The sequence below is a fragment of the Bradyrhizobium sp. Ken51 genome (genome assembly GCF_055807435.1).
Genome location: NZ_JBVVPB010000001.1, coordinates 251,475 through 266,582 on the forward strand (window position 1 = coordinate 251,475; position 15,108 = coordinate 266,582).

A 15,108-nucleotide genomic window follows, 5' to 3' on the forward strand; every position below is an offset into this window, starting at 1 on the left:
CGCTTCAAGCGCCAGGGGCCGGCGGGGTCAGGAGATAGCCGAGGCCACGGACGGTCTGGATGATGTCGACGTCGAGCTTCTTGCGGATGCGGCCGACGAAGACCTCGATGGTGTTGGAGTCGCGATCGAAGTCCTGGTCGTAGAGATGCTCGACCAGCTCGGTGCGGGACACGACGCGGCCCGAATGGTGCATCAGGTAGGCCAGAAGCCGATATTCGTGCGAGGTCATCTTGATGGGATTGCCTGATACGCTGACCCGTCCGGTCCTGGTGTCGAGCGTGACGGGGCCGCAGCTCAGCTCGCTCTGGGCATGGCCGGTGGAGCGGCGCAGCAGCGCGCGGATGCGCGCCAGCACCTCCTCCAGGTGGAACGGCTTTGCGACATAATCGTCGGCGCCGGCATCGAAGCCCTGGACCTTATCGCTCCAGCGGTCGCGCGCGGTGAGGATCAGCACCGGCATGGTGCGGCCGTTGCGCCGCCAGGCTTCCAGCACCGAGATGCCGTCCTTCTTCGGCAGGCCGATGTCGAGCACCACGGCGTCGTAGGGCTCGTTGTCACCGAGATAATGCCCCTCCTCCCCGTCGAAGGCGCGATCGACGACATATCCGGCGTCGGTCAGCGCCTTGGTAAGCTGGCGATTGAGATCGGGGTCGTCCTCAACGACGAGCAGGCGCACGCTTCTCTCCAGGATTAGGCCGCATGAACACCCGCACAGCTGAGCAATTCCGGCGTGAACTGAATATGAACACGGGGAACCGGCCGCGTTACTTTTTGGTCATATCCGACCTGTTCGCGGTCAACGCACTGCGCCCGCCAGGCCATCGGACGAACCGGCGGCATGGCGGGCGCAATGTGCCGCGTTACGCGGCGAGTCGGAAGGTGCGAACCGTCCGGTCGATCTGCCGATCAGGTCCGGAAGAACACGAACCAGATGACGGCGAGGATCAGGATCGCGAGCCCGGTGGATATGGCGAGCAGCGCCGCCACCGACGGCCCGGGCTCGCCCTGGCGCGCCTCGGTTGGAGTTTCCACGATCTGACGTTGGTCTCGCGTGGTTGCCATGGTGACCTCAATTTCTGGGCGTCGCGTCGGATGGCCGCGACTCCTCGCGGCGGAATGTCCCGTGGCAACGCATGATCCGATATGATGTTCCGGCCTTTGCGGCCGGATCAGGCTGCAACCGCGCGCCGGGCGGCCGGTTAACGCAGTTGCAAGATTCAGCGAACCGCCTTGCTATGATTCGTTGTTCCCCGATGGTATCTTCGTGTTCTGTCCCCGTTGCGTTTGGAGTAGCCCATGGCCCCCCGCGCCAATTGGAAGGGTTTTCTGCGTTTGTCGCTCGTGACCTGCCCGGTCGCGCTCTATCCGGCCACTTCGGATACCGAGAAGGTCTCGTTCAACCAGATCAACCGCAAGACCGGGCACCGGATCAAGTACCTCAAGGTCGACGCCGAGACCGGTGACGAGGTGACCTCGGAGGACATCGTCAAGGGCTACAAGGTCGACACCGACACCTATATCGAGGTCACCAAGGACGAGCTCGACGACATCGCGCTGGAGTCCACCCACACGATCGAGATCGATGAGTTCGTACCGAAGACCGACATCGACAGCCGCTATCTGATCCGCCCCTATTATCTCGTGCCCGATGGCAAGGTCGGCCACGACGCCTTTGCGGTGATCCGCGAGACGATCCGGAGCATGGACAAGGTCGCGATCGGCCGCGTGGTGCTGACCAACCGCGAGCACATCATCGCCCTGGAGTCGCTCGGGAGCGGCCTGATGGGGACGCTGCTGCGCTACCCCTATGAGGTGCGCGGCGAGAAGGACTATTTTGACGACATCCAGGACGTGAAGCTGACCAAGGACATGCTCGACCTTGCAAAGCACATCGTCGAGAAGAAGTCCGGCGCGTTCGAGCCCGAGCTGTTCGAGGACCATTACGAGACCGCGCTGATCGACCTCATCAACAAGAAGCGCAGCGGCGCGCCCATCACCGCGAAAGCCGCGCCCAAGACCGGCGGCAACGTCATCAACCTCATGGACGCGCTGAAGAAGAGCATCGCGAACGAGAAGGACGCAGGCCCCGCGGCGAAGGTGGCCAGGGATGCGACCAAGGACACGGTCAAGGGCAAGAAGCCGAAGAAGCGCGTCGAAGGCCAGCGCGAGATGCTGCTGCCGATTGCCGGCAAGGGCGGCAAGGACGCTGCTGCGAAAGCCGCTCCCAAAAAGGCCGACAAGCCGGTGCGCGCGCAGGCGCGGGCGAAGAAGGCCGGCTAGCAGCATCGCACCAGCGGCTGCGCCGTGATGCCTCCCCTCGCCGATCGGCCGACCTGACATGCCCTGGTCGACCGCGTTCGACGAACCCATTTCGTTAAGTGGCGGGCGCAAGCTGCGGACGCTGCAAGAAGCTGCCGATCACATCATGCGACTGCCCGAGGATACGCAGCACGCGAGCCACTGGCAGATCGCGATCGAAACCCTGATCAACGCAGCCGAGACCGGCGGCGGCTGGATGATGTTCGCCCGCATCGCGGTGTTACGGGCGCTGAATGCGGACGGTCGGCGCAAGTGAGCCCGGCGCCCCGCTCGAGAACAGGCTCAACAATCCGTTAAGCCAAGCCCGCGCTTTCAGCGTCCACCTGCGGCCGGCGGCGGCACGTAATCCTACGGAAGACAAAATTAACCGCCGGTACCCGCTCAGCCCAGCATGCTCGCCCCTGATTAGACTCGGGATTCACAGCCTCGTGCAGCAGCAGGACGCCAGAAAAAACTACATCGGCATCGTCAACGACGCGGCCGAGGAAGAAAGCCCCGCCGGCCGCTCCGCGCGGGCGCAGCCGTGGGCGATGAGCTATCTGGTCGGACGCCTGGCAGCAGTGCTGAAACGCCCCGGCAAGGCCGCGCCGGAACGCCAGATCTCGTCCTGAGACGCGATGACGACATCGCCAAATGCGTCCGAATTGGGTGACGAAACCTTAAGTCAATCGATGACACCATATCAAACGGCAGGTGAGGACCATCCACCTGCGTTTTGACGCGCCCACGAAAATTAGTGAATCAATTTACCATTCCGAAAACGGCACCAGCCTAAGTTGGACGGATGAACAGGAGTTGACGATGACTTTGCTCAAGTCATTTCTTGCCGATGAAAATGGTGCCACTGCCATCGAGTATTGTCTGATTGCCACCGGGATCGCGTTTGCGATCATCGCGGCCGTGAACAATACGGGCAGCGCACTCCTGAGCGGCAAATTCAACTCGATCAGCGCGGCGGTGAAGTAGCCGGCATAGGCGGGCCGCAATCCCATCAGCACGAGTCCGCGTGCAACGCGCCGGGTGACGGGCTCCTCTTTCCGATGCGGCGGCGACCCCTGTTTGATTCTCGCGAAGTTCGCATTATGGCGTTGTGTCGTGCGGCTGCGCCGTCGTAGAGCGTAAGCTCAAACTGCATCGGCCCGATGACATGATTCCTTCCGACAAGCCGACCTCGACAATCCGGGCTCGTCTTGGCTCGGACCGGTCGGTGGCGATCACCGTTCTTGCTGTGCTGGCGGCCGTGTCGTTTCTTCCGGTGCTGCTGACGCCTATCCCCGCGATGGTCGACTATCCCAATCACCTCGCCCGGATGTATATTCTGAGCCAGAACGGCACCCCCAACGCCAATCCGCATTACGAAGTGGCCTGGGCATTCTATCCCAACCTTGGAATGGATCTGCTGGTCCCGCAGATGGCACGGCTGATCAGCGTCGAGAATGCCACACGGCTGTTTCTGCTCCTGAGCCAATTGCTGATCGTCGGGGGCGCGCTTTTGCTCGAATGGGCCCGGAAGGGACGGGTCCATCTCGCCGGCTTTGCGGCGCTCGCTTTCCTTTACTGTCTGCCGTTCAGCTGGGGCTTCGTGAATTTCGAGTTCGGACTGGGCCTCGCTCTCTGCGGCATCGCCGCCTATCTGATGCTTGCGGAACGCCCATGGCCGCTGCGTTTCGTCGTCAACATGGTGTTCGTCGCTGCGCTGTTTGCGGCGCATTTCTTCTCCCTCGGCATCTACGGCGCGACGCTCGGGGTCTACGAGCTCTCACGCATCCGCCATGGGCGAATATCGTACGGTGTCGCCGCCGCGCGGCTCGGCGCGTTGGCCATACCGGCGCTTGCCCTGTTTGGGATCATGCGCATGACCGCGGGATCGATCGGAAGCGAAGGAACGAGCTGGTTCCTCGAATTCAAGCCGATCTGGCCGCTGCGCATCATGAACGGTTACAATCTGACGGTCGCGGCGGCGACCGGGCTGGCGTTGATGATCGCGCTGTTTTTCACCGCAAGACGCGGCGTCCTCAAGCTCGAAGCAGCCGGGATCTGGCTCGCGATCGGCTTCGCGTTGCTCTACGTCGTCATTCCCTCGAAGCTGTTCGGAACCTCGTTCGTCGACCTTCGCGTGATCCCCGCTGCGGCTCTGATCCTGCCGGCCTTCTGCTCGCTGACGCTGCCCAGCCGGACATGGAGAATGGCAGCGCTCGCCGCGATCAGTGGCGTCATACTGATCAATCTCGCCGTCGTGCTCGCGGTGTGGTTGCCTTACCGCACCGACTATGCGGCCATCGTCGAGTCGTTCCGCAAGATCGATCGCGGCTCGCGCATCCTCGTCGCCAGCACGGACGACAATGGAGACCCGCCCTTCGCCGACCTCACCTCATATCCGATGTATTATGCGCCTACGCTCGCCGTGCACTATGCCAACGCGTTCGTGCCCAATCTATTCACGGAAGCGGGCAAGCAGCCCGTGCGGCCCCGCGAAGACGTGCGCCGTCTTGCCATTCCCTACGGGGGGCCGGTGCCGCTGGGCGTGCTTACCGCGATTGCGGCAAGCCGGCCGCCGGCTGGCGTTCTGCCGTTCGTCCGCACCTGGCACCAGGATTACGACTATCTCTACGTCCTCGGGCCGCGGGTCGCAAATCCGCTGCCGGATCTGCTGGAAGCGCTGGACACCTCGGAGCGATTTGTTCTCTACAAGATCCGCCGCAGGTTCTAGGCCGCAAGTCCTAGACCGCAAGTCCTGGGCCAAAGCCGCGGCTGCCCAGCGTGGTTAATCGCGCGTCACCACCCGCACCGCTTATTGGAAGCCAGCCACGGTGACCCATATCCTTAATGGTTGTGGCAAGGCGACCTTAACCACCGCCGGCATAGACTTCCGCTCCTGCAACGAGTTGGACTCTCTCGCATGGCGGCCAATTTCCAGTCGATCCGCTACAGCCTCGTCATCCCCGTGTTCAACGAGGAAGCGGTGTTGCCGGTGCTGCTGCGCAGGCTCGACCTGGTCTTGTCCCGGCTCGACGGGCCGGCAGAAGCAATCTTCGTCGACGACGGCAGCAGTGATTCCAGCTCGATCGTGCTCCAGGCGCTCGCCACGCGGGACCCGCGCTTTCGCTATATCGGCCTGTCGCGAAATTTCGGCCATCAGATCGCCATTACCGCCGGCATGGACGCCGCGGAAGGTGAAGCGATCATCGTCATGGATGCCGACTTGCAGGATCCGCCCGAAGTCATCGAGCAATTGATCGCAAAATGGAAGGAAGGCAACGACATCGTCCACGCCCGCCGACTGTCGCGCGACGGCGAGAGCCGGTTCAAGCGCGCGACCGCTCATCTCTTCTACCGACTTCTCGGCAGAATGTCCTCGGTCGGCATCCCCGCCGATGTCGGCGACTTCCGCCTGATCGATCGCAAGGTGCTCGACGCGCTTCGGCAGATGCCGGAGCAGGACCGCTTCGTACGCGGCATGATCGCCTGGCTCGGCTTCCGGCAGGCCGAGGTCACCTTCCACCGCCTCGAGCGTGCAGCGGGCGAGACCAAGTATCCGCTGTTCAAGATGGTGCGGCTCGCGATGAACGCCGCGCTCGGCTTTTCCGATCTGCCCTTGCGGCTCGCAATCTGGTGCGGATTGACGGTCTCGGGACTCGCACTGCTCTACGGCGGTTGGGTGATCCTGTTGTGGCTCAGCAACGATAGTCATCTCGTCACCGGCTGGTCCTCGACGATGGTCGTCGTGTCCCTGCTGTGTGGAATGAACATGCTGATGACGGGTATCGTGGGGCTTTACGTCGGCCGCATCCACGCCGAGGTGAAACGTCGCCCGCTCTACGTCGTGCAGACCCGCGCCGGCTTCGACCGCAACGAGACGGCGGCCGCACCCGCGATCCACGCCGTCAACCAGTGACCCAGCGCATGACCGAACTCTTCGACGGTTATCACGACAACTACCGTGACGTGGTCCAATCCTCGATCGACTTTTCCGGCTTGCCGCATCATTTCTTCATGCGCGCCAAGGCCGATCTCCTGGGCAATCTGATCGCGCAGCGGCTCGACACGGAGAGGCCGGATATGCTGGACGTCGGCTGCGGCGTCGGCAGCCTTCATCCCCTGCTGCACGGCATGGTCGGCCGCTTGAGCGGTATCGACGTTTCTTCGGCCAGCCTGGCGCAGGCACGCGCTGACAACGGCAGGGGCGACTACCGCGAGTTTGACGGCCGCACCTTTCCTTTCGACGATGCCAGCTTCGATCTGGTCACGGCCGTCTGCGTGATGCACCACGTCGTGCCAGCCGAATGGGCGCAATTCATCACGGAGATGCGGCGCGTGACGCGTCCCGGGGGACTCGTCTGCGTCATCGAGCACAATCCGTACAATCCGCTGACGCGCCTTGCCGTCGCGCGGTGTGAGTTCGACCGGGACGCCGTGTTGCTCGGGGCCGGCACAACCCGAAAATTGATGGCTTCCGGCGGCCTGCGCGAGATCGGTGCGCGCCATTTCCTGCTGCTGCCCTGGGACACCAAGCCGGCGCGGCGCCTCGAACACACGCTGAGCGGCGTGCCGCTCGGCGGCCAATACGCCGCCTTCGGGACCGCTTGATCTATCTTTGCGGCATGTCCCGCCGCTTGTGCACGACCGCCACGTCGTCGCTGTAGACGCGCTGCCATTGGGGCAGCCGGTCCAGCATCGCTATCGCCGGCGTCCCTGGCGCAAGCAGCGTCGCGGCGATGCTGTATTCGTCGAGCAACTTGAGAAAGTCGCCGAGATCGACCAGCGCCAGGGCGCGATTGTAGCGGTTGATGAACGCTCCGCCGTACAGTTCACCGCGACCGTCGATAAAGGTGGGAATGCCGGCAAAGATCAAATAGCCGCCGAAGGAATAATCGTTGAGCACGTGTCCCGCCGTGGCGAGTTTGGCTTCAGCGATGGCAGCCTGAGGGGTAATGGCTGGAGCCGGCCGTATATCACGGGCCAGTGTCGCCCCGCTCGCCACGATCAACACACCGAGCGCGACTAGGTTAAGGCCGCGCGACGAGCCGGCGGCATCTTCCCCAACCGGTCCACCGAACTTCCGCCCCAGCGGAGCCGCCAGATAGAGCGGCGCCAGCATGGCCAGCAGATCCGCATTGCGGATCTGGGCCAGCGCGAAATGCAGCAAGCCGATCACGACCAGGGTCCGCACGACCGGCAGCGTCACGCCACGCGAGAGCGCGAAGATGGCGGCCAGCAGCAGCAACTCGAAGAAGCCTATGTGACTGAAATCCTGCGGCCGCCATTCCGCAATCCAACCGAGCGCGGGGCCCAGGCCGAGTGTGGTCAGCGGCATCAGCAGCGGTTCCGGCCCGTAGGGTGTCAGGCAAGACGCTACGACCGCAAGCGCGGTGAATGGCAGCCACCGCAGGAATACGCGTGGCCATTCGCTGCGCTTCTCGCGCAGCAGCGCCTCGAGCCCCGCCGGCCCGATCAGTCCAAGCGCCAGCACCACACTGCCGTGCAGATTGGCCCACACGACCAGCAGCGGAAGAGCCCAATACGGCGGAGGTCCACCACGATCCATGCAGCGTACCAGGGCAGCCGCCCAGGTCACCATCAACGGCAGCACCAGCACGTGTGGCCGCGCCAGCATATGCGGCGCCAACAGGATGACGGCCGCGATCACCATGAGCAGCGTGTGGATTGGCGAAAGCTCGCGCAGCAGGAAGAACGTGAACAGGCCGAAGGCGAGTGCTATTGCCGCGGCGGCGACGACGAGGACGCCCTGCCAGCCGGCAAGCGCGTAGGCGCCGGCGTAGATGATCTCCGAGAGCCATTCGAAGGTGATCCAGGGGGCGCCGTACCTCGAAAAGGAAAATGGGTCGCTCGCCGGCAGCGTGCCATGCGCGATGATCCAGCGCCCGACCTCGATATGCGAATAGCTGTCGGGATCATTGAGCAGCCGCGGTCCAAGGATCAGCAGCATGACATAGACGCCAAGGCTCACCAGCCAGGGGAGCGCCGCACGCGCCGAAAACGGTTGAACCTCGCTCTGGATGGCCTGGTCACTCATCGCGAGCGCAAGTTAGGGCGCAAGCGTTAAATTCTCCTTTGACACGCACCGCGCCTGGCCCTGTACGGGCGGGCCGGTCACTCTTTATGAACTATATTCCCGACGGCAAAATCCGGACTGCGGCGCTTTGACGACCATGTGGGTCCTGATACTCTTCACACTGTCAAACGACGAACCACAGCTGATTGAAGGATGCGGATGCGAAGCGTGATGCTCTTGGCTTTCAGCCTCATCTTTGTCGGCGGCTGGTCGCAGGACAGCGCGCGAGGACAGACTTCGGCCGCGCCGCCGGTTTCGCTTTCTCCGCCCAATGCATCGCCGCCGCATGCGGGCGCTAAAAATTCCAGACCTCCGCCGGCAGCATCCATCAGAGAGGCTTCGCCGCCGGTCATCGGCGGGCTTCCATCGGCGCCGAACCCGGCCGTCGACTACGATGGCTTCAGCGTAGGCGCCGGCGACGGCAATGACACCTCGAGCCTGCTAGGCCCGCCGGTGAGGTCTCGCACTGCGAAGGGCTCCAGAGCCGATTCGGGTGCTAAAGGCGCCGCTGAGCAATTGATTGATCAAGAAGACGAGGCGTTGAAACGCAAGCTGATGATCTGCCAAAGCTGCAAGTAGCAGTCGTAGCGGATAGAGCGCAGCGAAATTCGTCATTGGTCTTTTCGGTGGAACGGCCCCGGATTGCGTTGCGCTCCATCCGGGCTACGGCAGCCTGCTGCATGGCTGACCTACCTCCGCGGGCATCGAGCTGTGCTTTACCCTACGCCAATTTCCTGATCCTCTCTCCCCTAATCAGCCGGACCAACCGGCCTGCCCCAGGGAGAGAGACGCCATGAAGCTCGGCACCGCGATTGCGGAAATCATGAAGCGCGAGGGGATCGAGATCCTCTGCGGCTATCCGGTCAACCATCTGATCGAGCATGCGGCGAAGGCCGATATCCGGCCGGTGATGGTGCGGCAGGAGCGCGTCGGCATCCACATGGCGGATGCGATCTCGCGGGTGACATCGGGACGCTCGATCGGCGCGTTCTGCATGCAGCATGGCCCCGGTGCGGAGAATGCGATGGGCGGCGTCGCGCAATGCTACGGCGAATCCGTTCCCGTGCTGGTGCTGCCGATGGGCTATCAGCGCAGGCTTGCGCATATCGAGCCGAACTTCAATTCCAGCGAGGCGATGAAGGCGTTTTCGAAATCGTCGGAACCGATCATCCTCGCCGCGGAAGTCGCCAACATTTTTCGCCGCGCCTTCACCAAGCTGAAAAACGGCCGCGGCGGGCCTGTCATCGTCGAGATCCCCGCCGACATGTGGAACGAAGATGTACCGGAGCCGCTGAACTACACGCCTGTGCTGCGCACCCGCTACGGCGCGGACCCCGTTCATGTGAAGGAGGCGGCCCACCTGCTCGTCAACGCCAAGCGCCCGGTGATCTATGCCGGCCAGGGCGTGCATTACGCGCAGGCCTGGCCGCAATTGAAACGGCTGGCCGAACGGCTCGCCATTCCCGTCACCACCAGCCTTGGGGGCAAATCGTCCTTCCCGGAAACGCATCCACTCTCGCTTGGCTCCGGCGGCCTTGCGGTGCCGCGCGCGGTGCCGAAGTTCCTGGCCGACGCCGACGTCATTTTCGGCATTGGCTGCTCCTTCACCGAGACCAATTTCGGCATCGCGATGCCGAAAGACAAAACCATCATCCACTCGACGCTCGATCCGAACCATCTCAACAAGGATGTGGAAGCCAGGATCGGCCTCGTCGGCGATGCCGGGCTCGTGCTCGACGCGCTGCTGGAGGAGATCGGCAAGACCGTCACCGCGGATCGCGACACATCGGCGGTGGCAGCCGAGATCGCGGCCTCGCACAAGGAATGGCTGGCGAAATGGATGCCGAAGCTCACCAGCAATGATGCGCCCTTGAGCCCCTACCGGGTGCTGTGGGACCTGCAACATACCGTGGACATCGGCAACACCATCATCACCCACGATGCAGGCAGTCCGCGCGACCAGCTCTCGCCGTTCTGGAAGGCGGTCGAGCCCCTCACTTATCTCGGCTGGGGCAAGACGACGCAACTCGGCTACGGCCTTGGGCTCGCAATGGGCGCGAAACTCGCAAAGCCCGACAAGCTCTGCATCAATGTCTGGGGCGACGCGGCGATCGGCTTCACCGGCATGGATTTCGAGACCGCGGTGCGCGAGCGCATTCCGATCATGTCGATCCTGCTGAACAATTTCTCGATGGCGATCGAATTGAAAGTGATGCCGGTCTCGACCGAGAAATATCGCTCGACCGACATTTCCGGCGACTACGCCGCGATGGCACGCGCCTTCGGCGGCTATGGCGAGCGGGTGACGAGACCCGAGGACATCATCCCCGCGATCAGGCGCGGCATCCAGAAGACGCAGGAAGGCGTTCCCGTGCTGCTGGAGTTCATCACCAGCAAGGAGACCGAGGTGTCGCGGCCGGGCACGTAAAACTGGCCGGATTCTGGCCACAAAACTCGCTGTCGCGGACGCTGGCTCCGGCCGCAGGAGATGTGATAATCCGCGTTGGTGCCGCGCATGTGGCGGCAGCAAGCCGGATTGCGAATGACCACCCCTTCCGACGACATCGAGGAATTCGAGCGCCTGTTGCAGTCGGCAGCAGCCGAAAACGCGCAGCTTCGAAGCGAGCTTGCGACTGCGCGCGATCGTCAGAGCGCCAGTGCCGGGATTCTGCGCACCATCGCGGCCTCTCCGTCCGATGCCCGGCCGGTCTTCGAGGCGATCGCGTCCAGCTCCCGGCGCTTACTCGGCGGCTTCTCCGCCACCGTGCTTCAGTTCATCGAGGACGAGCTCCACCTCGTGGCGTTCACACCAACCAGCCCCGAGGCGAACGAAGGGCTCAAGGCGTCGTTCCCGCGCAAGATTGCCGACTTTCCGACCTTCGCGCTGGTGCGTGGCGGCGAGACGATCCAGTTTCCAGATAGCGAAGCCGCGGAGGTCCCGGAGCTGAACCGGAACCTTGCGCGGCTGCGCGGCTTCCGCAGCGTGCTGTTCATGCCGCTGATGAATCGGGGTGCGCCGGTCGGCATGATCAGCGTCACGCGCGCCGAGCCCGGCGCGTTCGCAGCCGACCTCGTCCAGCTGCTCCAGACCTTTGCCGACCAGGCGGTGATCGCGATCGAGAATGCGCGGTTGTTCAACGAGACACGCGAAACGCTGGAACGACAGACCGCCACCGCCGACATTCTGAAAGTGATGGCCGCTTCCCCGTCCGACGTGCAGCCGGTATTCGATGCCATCGCCGCCAACGCCAACCGCCTGATCGGCGGCTTCTCTACGGCGGTGTTGCGCTACATCGGCGGCGCCGCGCACCTTGCGGCGTTCACGCCGACCGATCCGGCCGGCGATCGCGTGCTGCAGTCCTCGTTCCCGGTGCCATTCGCGCAGTTCCCGCCCTACCAGCTCGTGGCCGGTGGTGTGGCGGCGCAATTGCCCGACACCGAGGTCGAACCGGCAGCCCGCGACATCGCGCGCGCCCGCGGCTACCGCAGCATGCTGTTCGCGCCCTTGATGAGCGACGGCGAGGCCATCGGCGTCATTATCGCCACGCGGCGCGCGACCGGTGCGTTCGGCGAGCATCATGTGCGGCTGCTGCAGACCTTCGCCGACCAGGCGGTGATCGCGATCAAGAATGTCAGCCTGTTCAACACCACGAGGGAAGCGCTGGAACGGCAGACCGCGACCGCCGACATCCTCAAAGTGATCGCGGCCTCGCCCGCGGATGTGACGCCGGTGTTCCAGGCGATCTCCGACAGCGCCAAGTCCCTGGTCGGCGGACATTCCTCCACCGTCACGCGCGTCGTCGACGGTCTGCTGCACCTGGCCGCCTTCAGCACCGACAACGAAGCCGGCAACGAAGAGCTGCTCAGCTCGTTCCCGGCGCCGCTGTCGGCATCCGGCATTCACAGCCGGGTGGCGACGAGCGGAGAGTTCGCATTCCGCAGCGACATGCAGAACGAGCCCGACCTCACGGAGGCCATGAGAGAGCTGGCGCGGACGCGAGGCTATCGCAGCATCCTCGTGATTCCGATGCTGCGCGACGGCGTCGCGATCGGCACCATCGGCGTGACGCGGCCGGAGGCCGGTCCTTTCCCGGACAAGGCGATCGCGCTGCTCAAGACCTTTGCCGACCAGGCCGTGATCGCCATCGAGAACACGCGCCTGTTCAACGAGGTGCAGGATCGCACCAGGGACCTCGCCAAATCGCTCGACGATTTGCGCGCTGCCCAGGACCGGCTGGTCCAGACCGAGAAGCTGGCGTCTCTCGGCCAGCTCACGGCCGGTATCGCGCACGAGATCAAGAACCCGCTCAACTTCGTCAACAATTTTGCATCGCTCTCCGCCGAGCTCACGGACGAGCTGAACCAGGCGCTCGCGCCTGTCCCTCTCGCGGACGACGTCCGCAGCGAAGTCGACGAGCTGACCGGGCTCCTGAAGGACAATCTCGCGAAAATCGTGCAGCACGGCAGGCGCGCCGACTCCATCGTCAAGAACATGCTGCTGCATTCCCGCGAGGGCGGCGGCGAGCATCGGCTGAGCGACATCAACGCGCTGGTCGAGGAGAGCCTCAACCTTGCCTATCACGGCGCCCGCGCCGAGAAGCCACAGTTCGACGTGACGCTGAAGCGCGAGCTCGATCCGGCGGCCGGGCAAGCGGAAGTGTTTCCGCAGGAGATCACCCGGGTGCTGCTGAACCTGATCTCGAACGGCTTCCACGCGGTGGCCAAGCGCAAATCGGATGACGGCGCCGCCGATTACGAGCCGGTGGTGATCGCCGCAACACGCGACCGGGGCGACAGCATCGAGATCCGCATCCGCGACAACGGCGCCGGCATTCCGCACGAAGTGAAAGAAAAGATGTTCGATCCGTTCTTCACCACCAAGCCGGCCGGCGAAGGCACCGGCCTCGGATTGTCGATGAGCCACGACATCGTGGTGAAGCAGCACGGCGGCACCATCGACGTCGCGACGGAGCCGGGCAAGTTCACCGAGTTCACGATTCGATTGCCGCGAAACAGCAGCTTTCCGGATGGAGGCCGCGGCTAGCGGTTCCTACTCCGCCATCTCGACGGGTTGCGTCGTGGAGGGACCGGCCAGCGGCCGCTCCTCCATCATGATCAGGCAGAGCGCGGCGCCGGTCATCAGCGCGGTGGCGGCGCCGAAGACGTAGCGGAACGCATGCCGCATGTCGTCGGCGGGAATCGCATTGACGGCGCCGTGATGCTCGCCGGCGAGCGGAACGTCGGCGCCGAGTGCAATAAGCAAGATGGCCGCGAACGCCGCGACCGTGAACGATGACATCAGCGAGCGGAAGAAGTTCAACGCGCCGGTGATGGTGCCGACCTGCGGACGGGCGACCGAATTCTGCACCGAGACCACGCAGACCGGAAAGGTGGTGCCGAGGCCAAGCGCAAACGCAGCCATCAGCGTCAGCAGCGCCCATAGCGGCAGCGTCGTCAACGTGAGGCCGAGGCCGCACAGCGCAGCCCAGGACGTTCCGACGATGGCGACCCGCTTGTAGTGCTTGGCGCGCGCCATGGTGCGACCGGCGACGGCTGCGCCGACGGTCGAGACCGCCGCGAGCGGGATCAGCGCAAGGCCGGCTTCGCTGGCGCTGAGATGATAGACCGCCTCGTAATAGAGCGGCAGTTGCACCGTGAGGCCCGTGATCGCACCGAGCGCGCAGCCGCCGGCCATAAGCCCGAACGGCACAACCGATCCGCCGAGCAGCGGCAGCGGCAGGAACGGCTCGTCCGCGCGGCGCGCGTGCCACACGAAGGTGACCGCGAGTGCGACTGCGCCGCCCACCATCGCAAGCACGGTCGGCGAGAGCCACGGGAAGCGCGTGCCGCCCCAGGTCAGCACCAGCATGAAGACGACGGCGGAGGCCATCAGCAGCACGCCGCCGAGCCAGTCGACCTTGCGCTTGCGGTGGAACACCGGGATCTTCTTCATCCTGGGCAACAGCAGCGCGATCGCAGCAGCTGCAAGCGGCACATTGATCCAGAAGATCATCGACCAGTGCAGATGCTCTGCGAATACGCCGCCGATGACCGGGCCGAGAATGCCGCCGACCATCCAGACGCTGGAGAAATAGGCTTGATATTGGCCGCGCTCGCGTGGGCTCACGACGTCGGAGATCACGGTCTGCACCACAGGCATGATGCCGCCGCCACCCAGCCCCTGGAGCCCGCGTGCAAGAATCAGCATCGGCAGGTTCGGCGCGATCGCGCACAGCACCGAACCCGCGACGAACAGGCTGAGCGAGATGATGATCATCATACGGCGGCCGTAGATGTCGCTGAGCGTGCCGAACACCGGCGCGACCGCGGTCGAGGCGAGCAGATAGGCGGTGATGACCCAGGAGAGATTGGAGACGTCGTGGAACTGGCGTCCGATGGTCGGCAGCGCGGTCGCGACGATGGTCTGGTCCAGTGCGGCCAGGAACATCGTCAGCATCAGGCTGATGACGATGGTGCGGACCTCGTCCTGCGACAGTGGCGCCGGCGGCGCGAGCGAGGGAGCGTCATCGACGCTCAAGACCTCGCTCGGAAGGCGAGACAATTCCTCGGCGATGTCGTCGGGCAATGTCTGGGTGTCGGCAGAACTGTTCTGCCGCTCGAACTTGTTCATCTCGATCGGAGGCCATGAGGCGGCGCAACGCCGCGAAGGATTCGTTCTATGCAGCCAATGTAGACAGCAAAGTTCTTCTCGGGCA

The 15,108-nt window shown here is 64.0% G+C and carries 14 protein-coding genes; 9 read left to right on the plus strand and 5 right to left on the minus strand.

Features of this window, described 5'->3' with window-relative positions; all coding sequences use genetic code 11:
* Positions 1-4 precede the first annotated feature (4 nt).
* A complete protein-coding gene (locus AC0L27_RS01085; protein WP_247349962.1) occupies positions 5-676 on the minus strand; it encodes a response regulator transcription factor in 672 nt (223 codons plus the stop codon).
* A gap of 230 nt (positions 677-906) precedes the next feature.
* Positions 907-1,062, minus strand: coding sequence for a hypothetical protein (locus AC0L27_RS01090; RefSeq protein ID WP_007593402.1), 156 nt, complete (start codon positions 1,060-1,062; stop codon positions 907-909).
* Positions 1,063-1,296: 234 nt separating this feature from the next.
* Here AC0L27_RS01090 and ku point away from each other — a divergent pair, with 234 nt between their 5' ends.
* The 7 genes from ku to AC0L27_RS01125 all read left to right on the plus strand — a co-directional run bounded on the left by ku (position 1,297) and on the right by AC0L27_RS01125 (position 6,906).
* A complete protein-coding gene (ku, locus tag AC0L27_RS01095) occupies positions 1,297-2,280 on the plus strand; it encodes a non-homologous end joining protein Ku (protein WP_354206765.1) in 984 nt (327 codons plus the stop codon).
* 58 nt (positions 2,281-2,338) lie between these two features.
* Positions 2,339-2,575 (plus strand): hypothetical protein, encoded by a 237-nt coding sequence (locus tag AC0L27_RS01100; RefSeq protein WP_354206767.1) that lies wholly within the window; start codon positions 2,339-2,341, stop codon positions 2,573-2,575.
* Positions 2,576-2,747: 172 nt separating this feature from the next.
* Positions 2,748-2,930, plus strand: coding sequence for a hypothetical protein (locus tag AC0L27_RS01105; protein WP_354206769.1), 183 nt, complete (start codon positions 2,748-2,750; stop codon positions 2,928-2,930).
* A gap of 190 nt (positions 2,931-3,120) precedes the next feature.
* On the plus strand, positions 3,121-3,285 hold the full coding sequence (locus AC0L27_RS01110) for a Flp family type IVb pilin (protein ID WP_275167744.1): 165 nt from the start codon (positions 3,121-3,123) through the stop codon (positions 3,283-3,285).
* 181 nt (positions 3,286-3,466) lie between these two features.
* The gene (locus tag AC0L27_RS01115; protein ID WP_354206772.1) at positions 3,467-5,029 is read left to right on the plus strand and encodes a hypothetical protein; all 1,563 of its coding nucleotides are present in this window, start codon (positions 3,467-3,469) and stop codon (positions 5,027-5,029) included.
* Between the two features lie 189 nt (positions 5,030-5,218).
* Entirely contained in the window at positions 5,219-6,214 is a 996-nt protein-coding gene (locus tag AC0L27_RS01120) for a glycosyltransferase family 2 protein (protein ID WP_354206774.1), read from the plus strand.
* A gap of 8 nt (positions 6,215-6,222) precedes the next feature.
* Positions 6,223-6,906: a class I SAM-dependent methyltransferase gene (locus AC0L27_RS01125; protein WP_354206776.1), complete on the plus strand. Its 684-nt coding sequence runs from the start codon at positions 6,223-6,225 to the stop codon at positions 6,904-6,906.
* Between the two features lies 1 nt (position 6,907).
* Here AC0L27_RS01125 and AC0L27_RS01130 read toward each other — a convergent pair whose 3' ends face one another.
* Together AC0L27_RS01130 and AC0L27_RS01135 are read right to left on the minus strand one after the other, a co-directional pair.
* Positions 6,908-8,353: a hypothetical protein gene (locus AC0L27_RS01130; RefSeq protein WP_354206778.1), complete on the minus strand. Its 1,446-nt coding sequence runs from the start codon at positions 8,351-8,353 to the stop codon at positions 6,908-6,910.
* 155 nt (positions 8,354-8,508) lie between these two features.
* Positions 8,509-8,745 (minus strand): hypothetical protein, encoded by a 237-nt coding sequence (locus AC0L27_RS01135; RefSeq protein WP_354206780.1) that lies wholly within the window; start codon positions 8,743-8,745, stop codon positions 8,509-8,511.
* Between the two features lie 356 nt (positions 8,746-9,101).
* Between AC0L27_RS01135 and AC0L27_RS01140 the strand changes: the two genes are divergently transcribed.
* Both AC0L27_RS01140 and AC0L27_RS01145 read left to right on the plus strand, forming a co-directional pair.
* Entirely contained in the window at positions 9,102-10,820 is a 1,719-nt protein-coding gene (locus AC0L27_RS01140) for a thiamine pyrophosphate-requiring protein (protein WP_473317949.1), read from the plus strand.
* Between the two features lie 114 nt (positions 10,821-10,934).
* On the plus strand, positions 10,935-13,436 hold the full coding sequence (locus tag AC0L27_RS01145) for a GAF domain-containing sensor histidine kinase (protein ID WP_354206782.1): 2,502 nt from the start codon (positions 10,935-10,937) through the stop codon (positions 13,434-13,436).
* A 6-nt stretch (positions 13,437-13,442) separates the two neighbouring features.
* Here the strand turns inward: AC0L27_RS01145 and AC0L27_RS01150 are convergent, their stop codons facing one another.
* On the minus strand, positions 13,443-15,023 hold the full coding sequence (locus AC0L27_RS01150) for an MDR family MFS transporter (protein WP_354206784.1): 1,581 nt from the start codon (positions 15,021-15,023) through the stop codon (positions 13,443-13,445).
* Between the last annotated feature and the right edge of the window lie 85 nt (positions 15,024-15,108).

Coding starts and splice junctions, on each gene's coding strand:
- AC0L27_RS01090 (WP_007593402.1), bottom strand. CDS start 1,062: ATGGCAACCACGCGAGACCAACGTCAGATCGTGGAAACTCCAACCGAG.
- ku (WP_354206765.1), top strand. CDS start 1,297: ATGGCCCCCCGCGCCAATTGGAAGGGTTTTCTGCGTTTGTCGCTCGTG.
- AC0L27_RS01100 (WP_354206767.1), top strand. CDS start 2,339: ATGCCCTGGTCGACCGCGTTCGACGAACCCATTTCGTTAAGTGGCGGG.
- AC0L27_RS01110 (WP_275167744.1), top strand. CDS start 3,121: ATGACTTTGCTCAAGTCATTTCTTGCCGATGAAAATGGTGCCACTGCC.
- AC0L27_RS01115 (WP_354206772.1), top strand. CDS start 3,467: ATGATTCCTTCCGACAAGCCGACCTCGACAATCCGGGCTCGTCTTGGC.
- AC0L27_RS01120 (WP_354206774.1), top strand. CDS start 5,219: ATGGCGGCCAATTTCCAGTCGATCCGCTACAGCCTCGTCATCCCCGTG.
- AC0L27_RS01125 (WP_354206776.1), top strand. CDS start 6,223: ATGACCGAACTCTTCGACGGTTATCACGACAACTACCGTGACGTGGTC.
- AC0L27_RS01130 (WP_354206778.1), bottom strand. CDS start 8,353: ATGAGTGACCAGGCCATCCAGAGCGAGGTTCAACCGTTTTCGGCGCGT.
- AC0L27_RS01135 (WP_354206780.1), bottom strand. CDS start 8,745: ATGACCGGCGGCGAAGCCTCTCTGATGGATGCTGCCGGCGGAGGTCTG.
- AC0L27_RS01145 (WP_354206782.1), top strand. CDS start 10,935: ATGACCACCCCTTCCGACGACATCGAGGAATTCGAGCGCCTGTTGCAG.
- AC0L27_RS01150 (WP_354206784.1), bottom strand. CDS start 15,023: ATGAACAAGTTCGAGCGGCAGAACAGTTCTGCCGACACCCAGACATTG.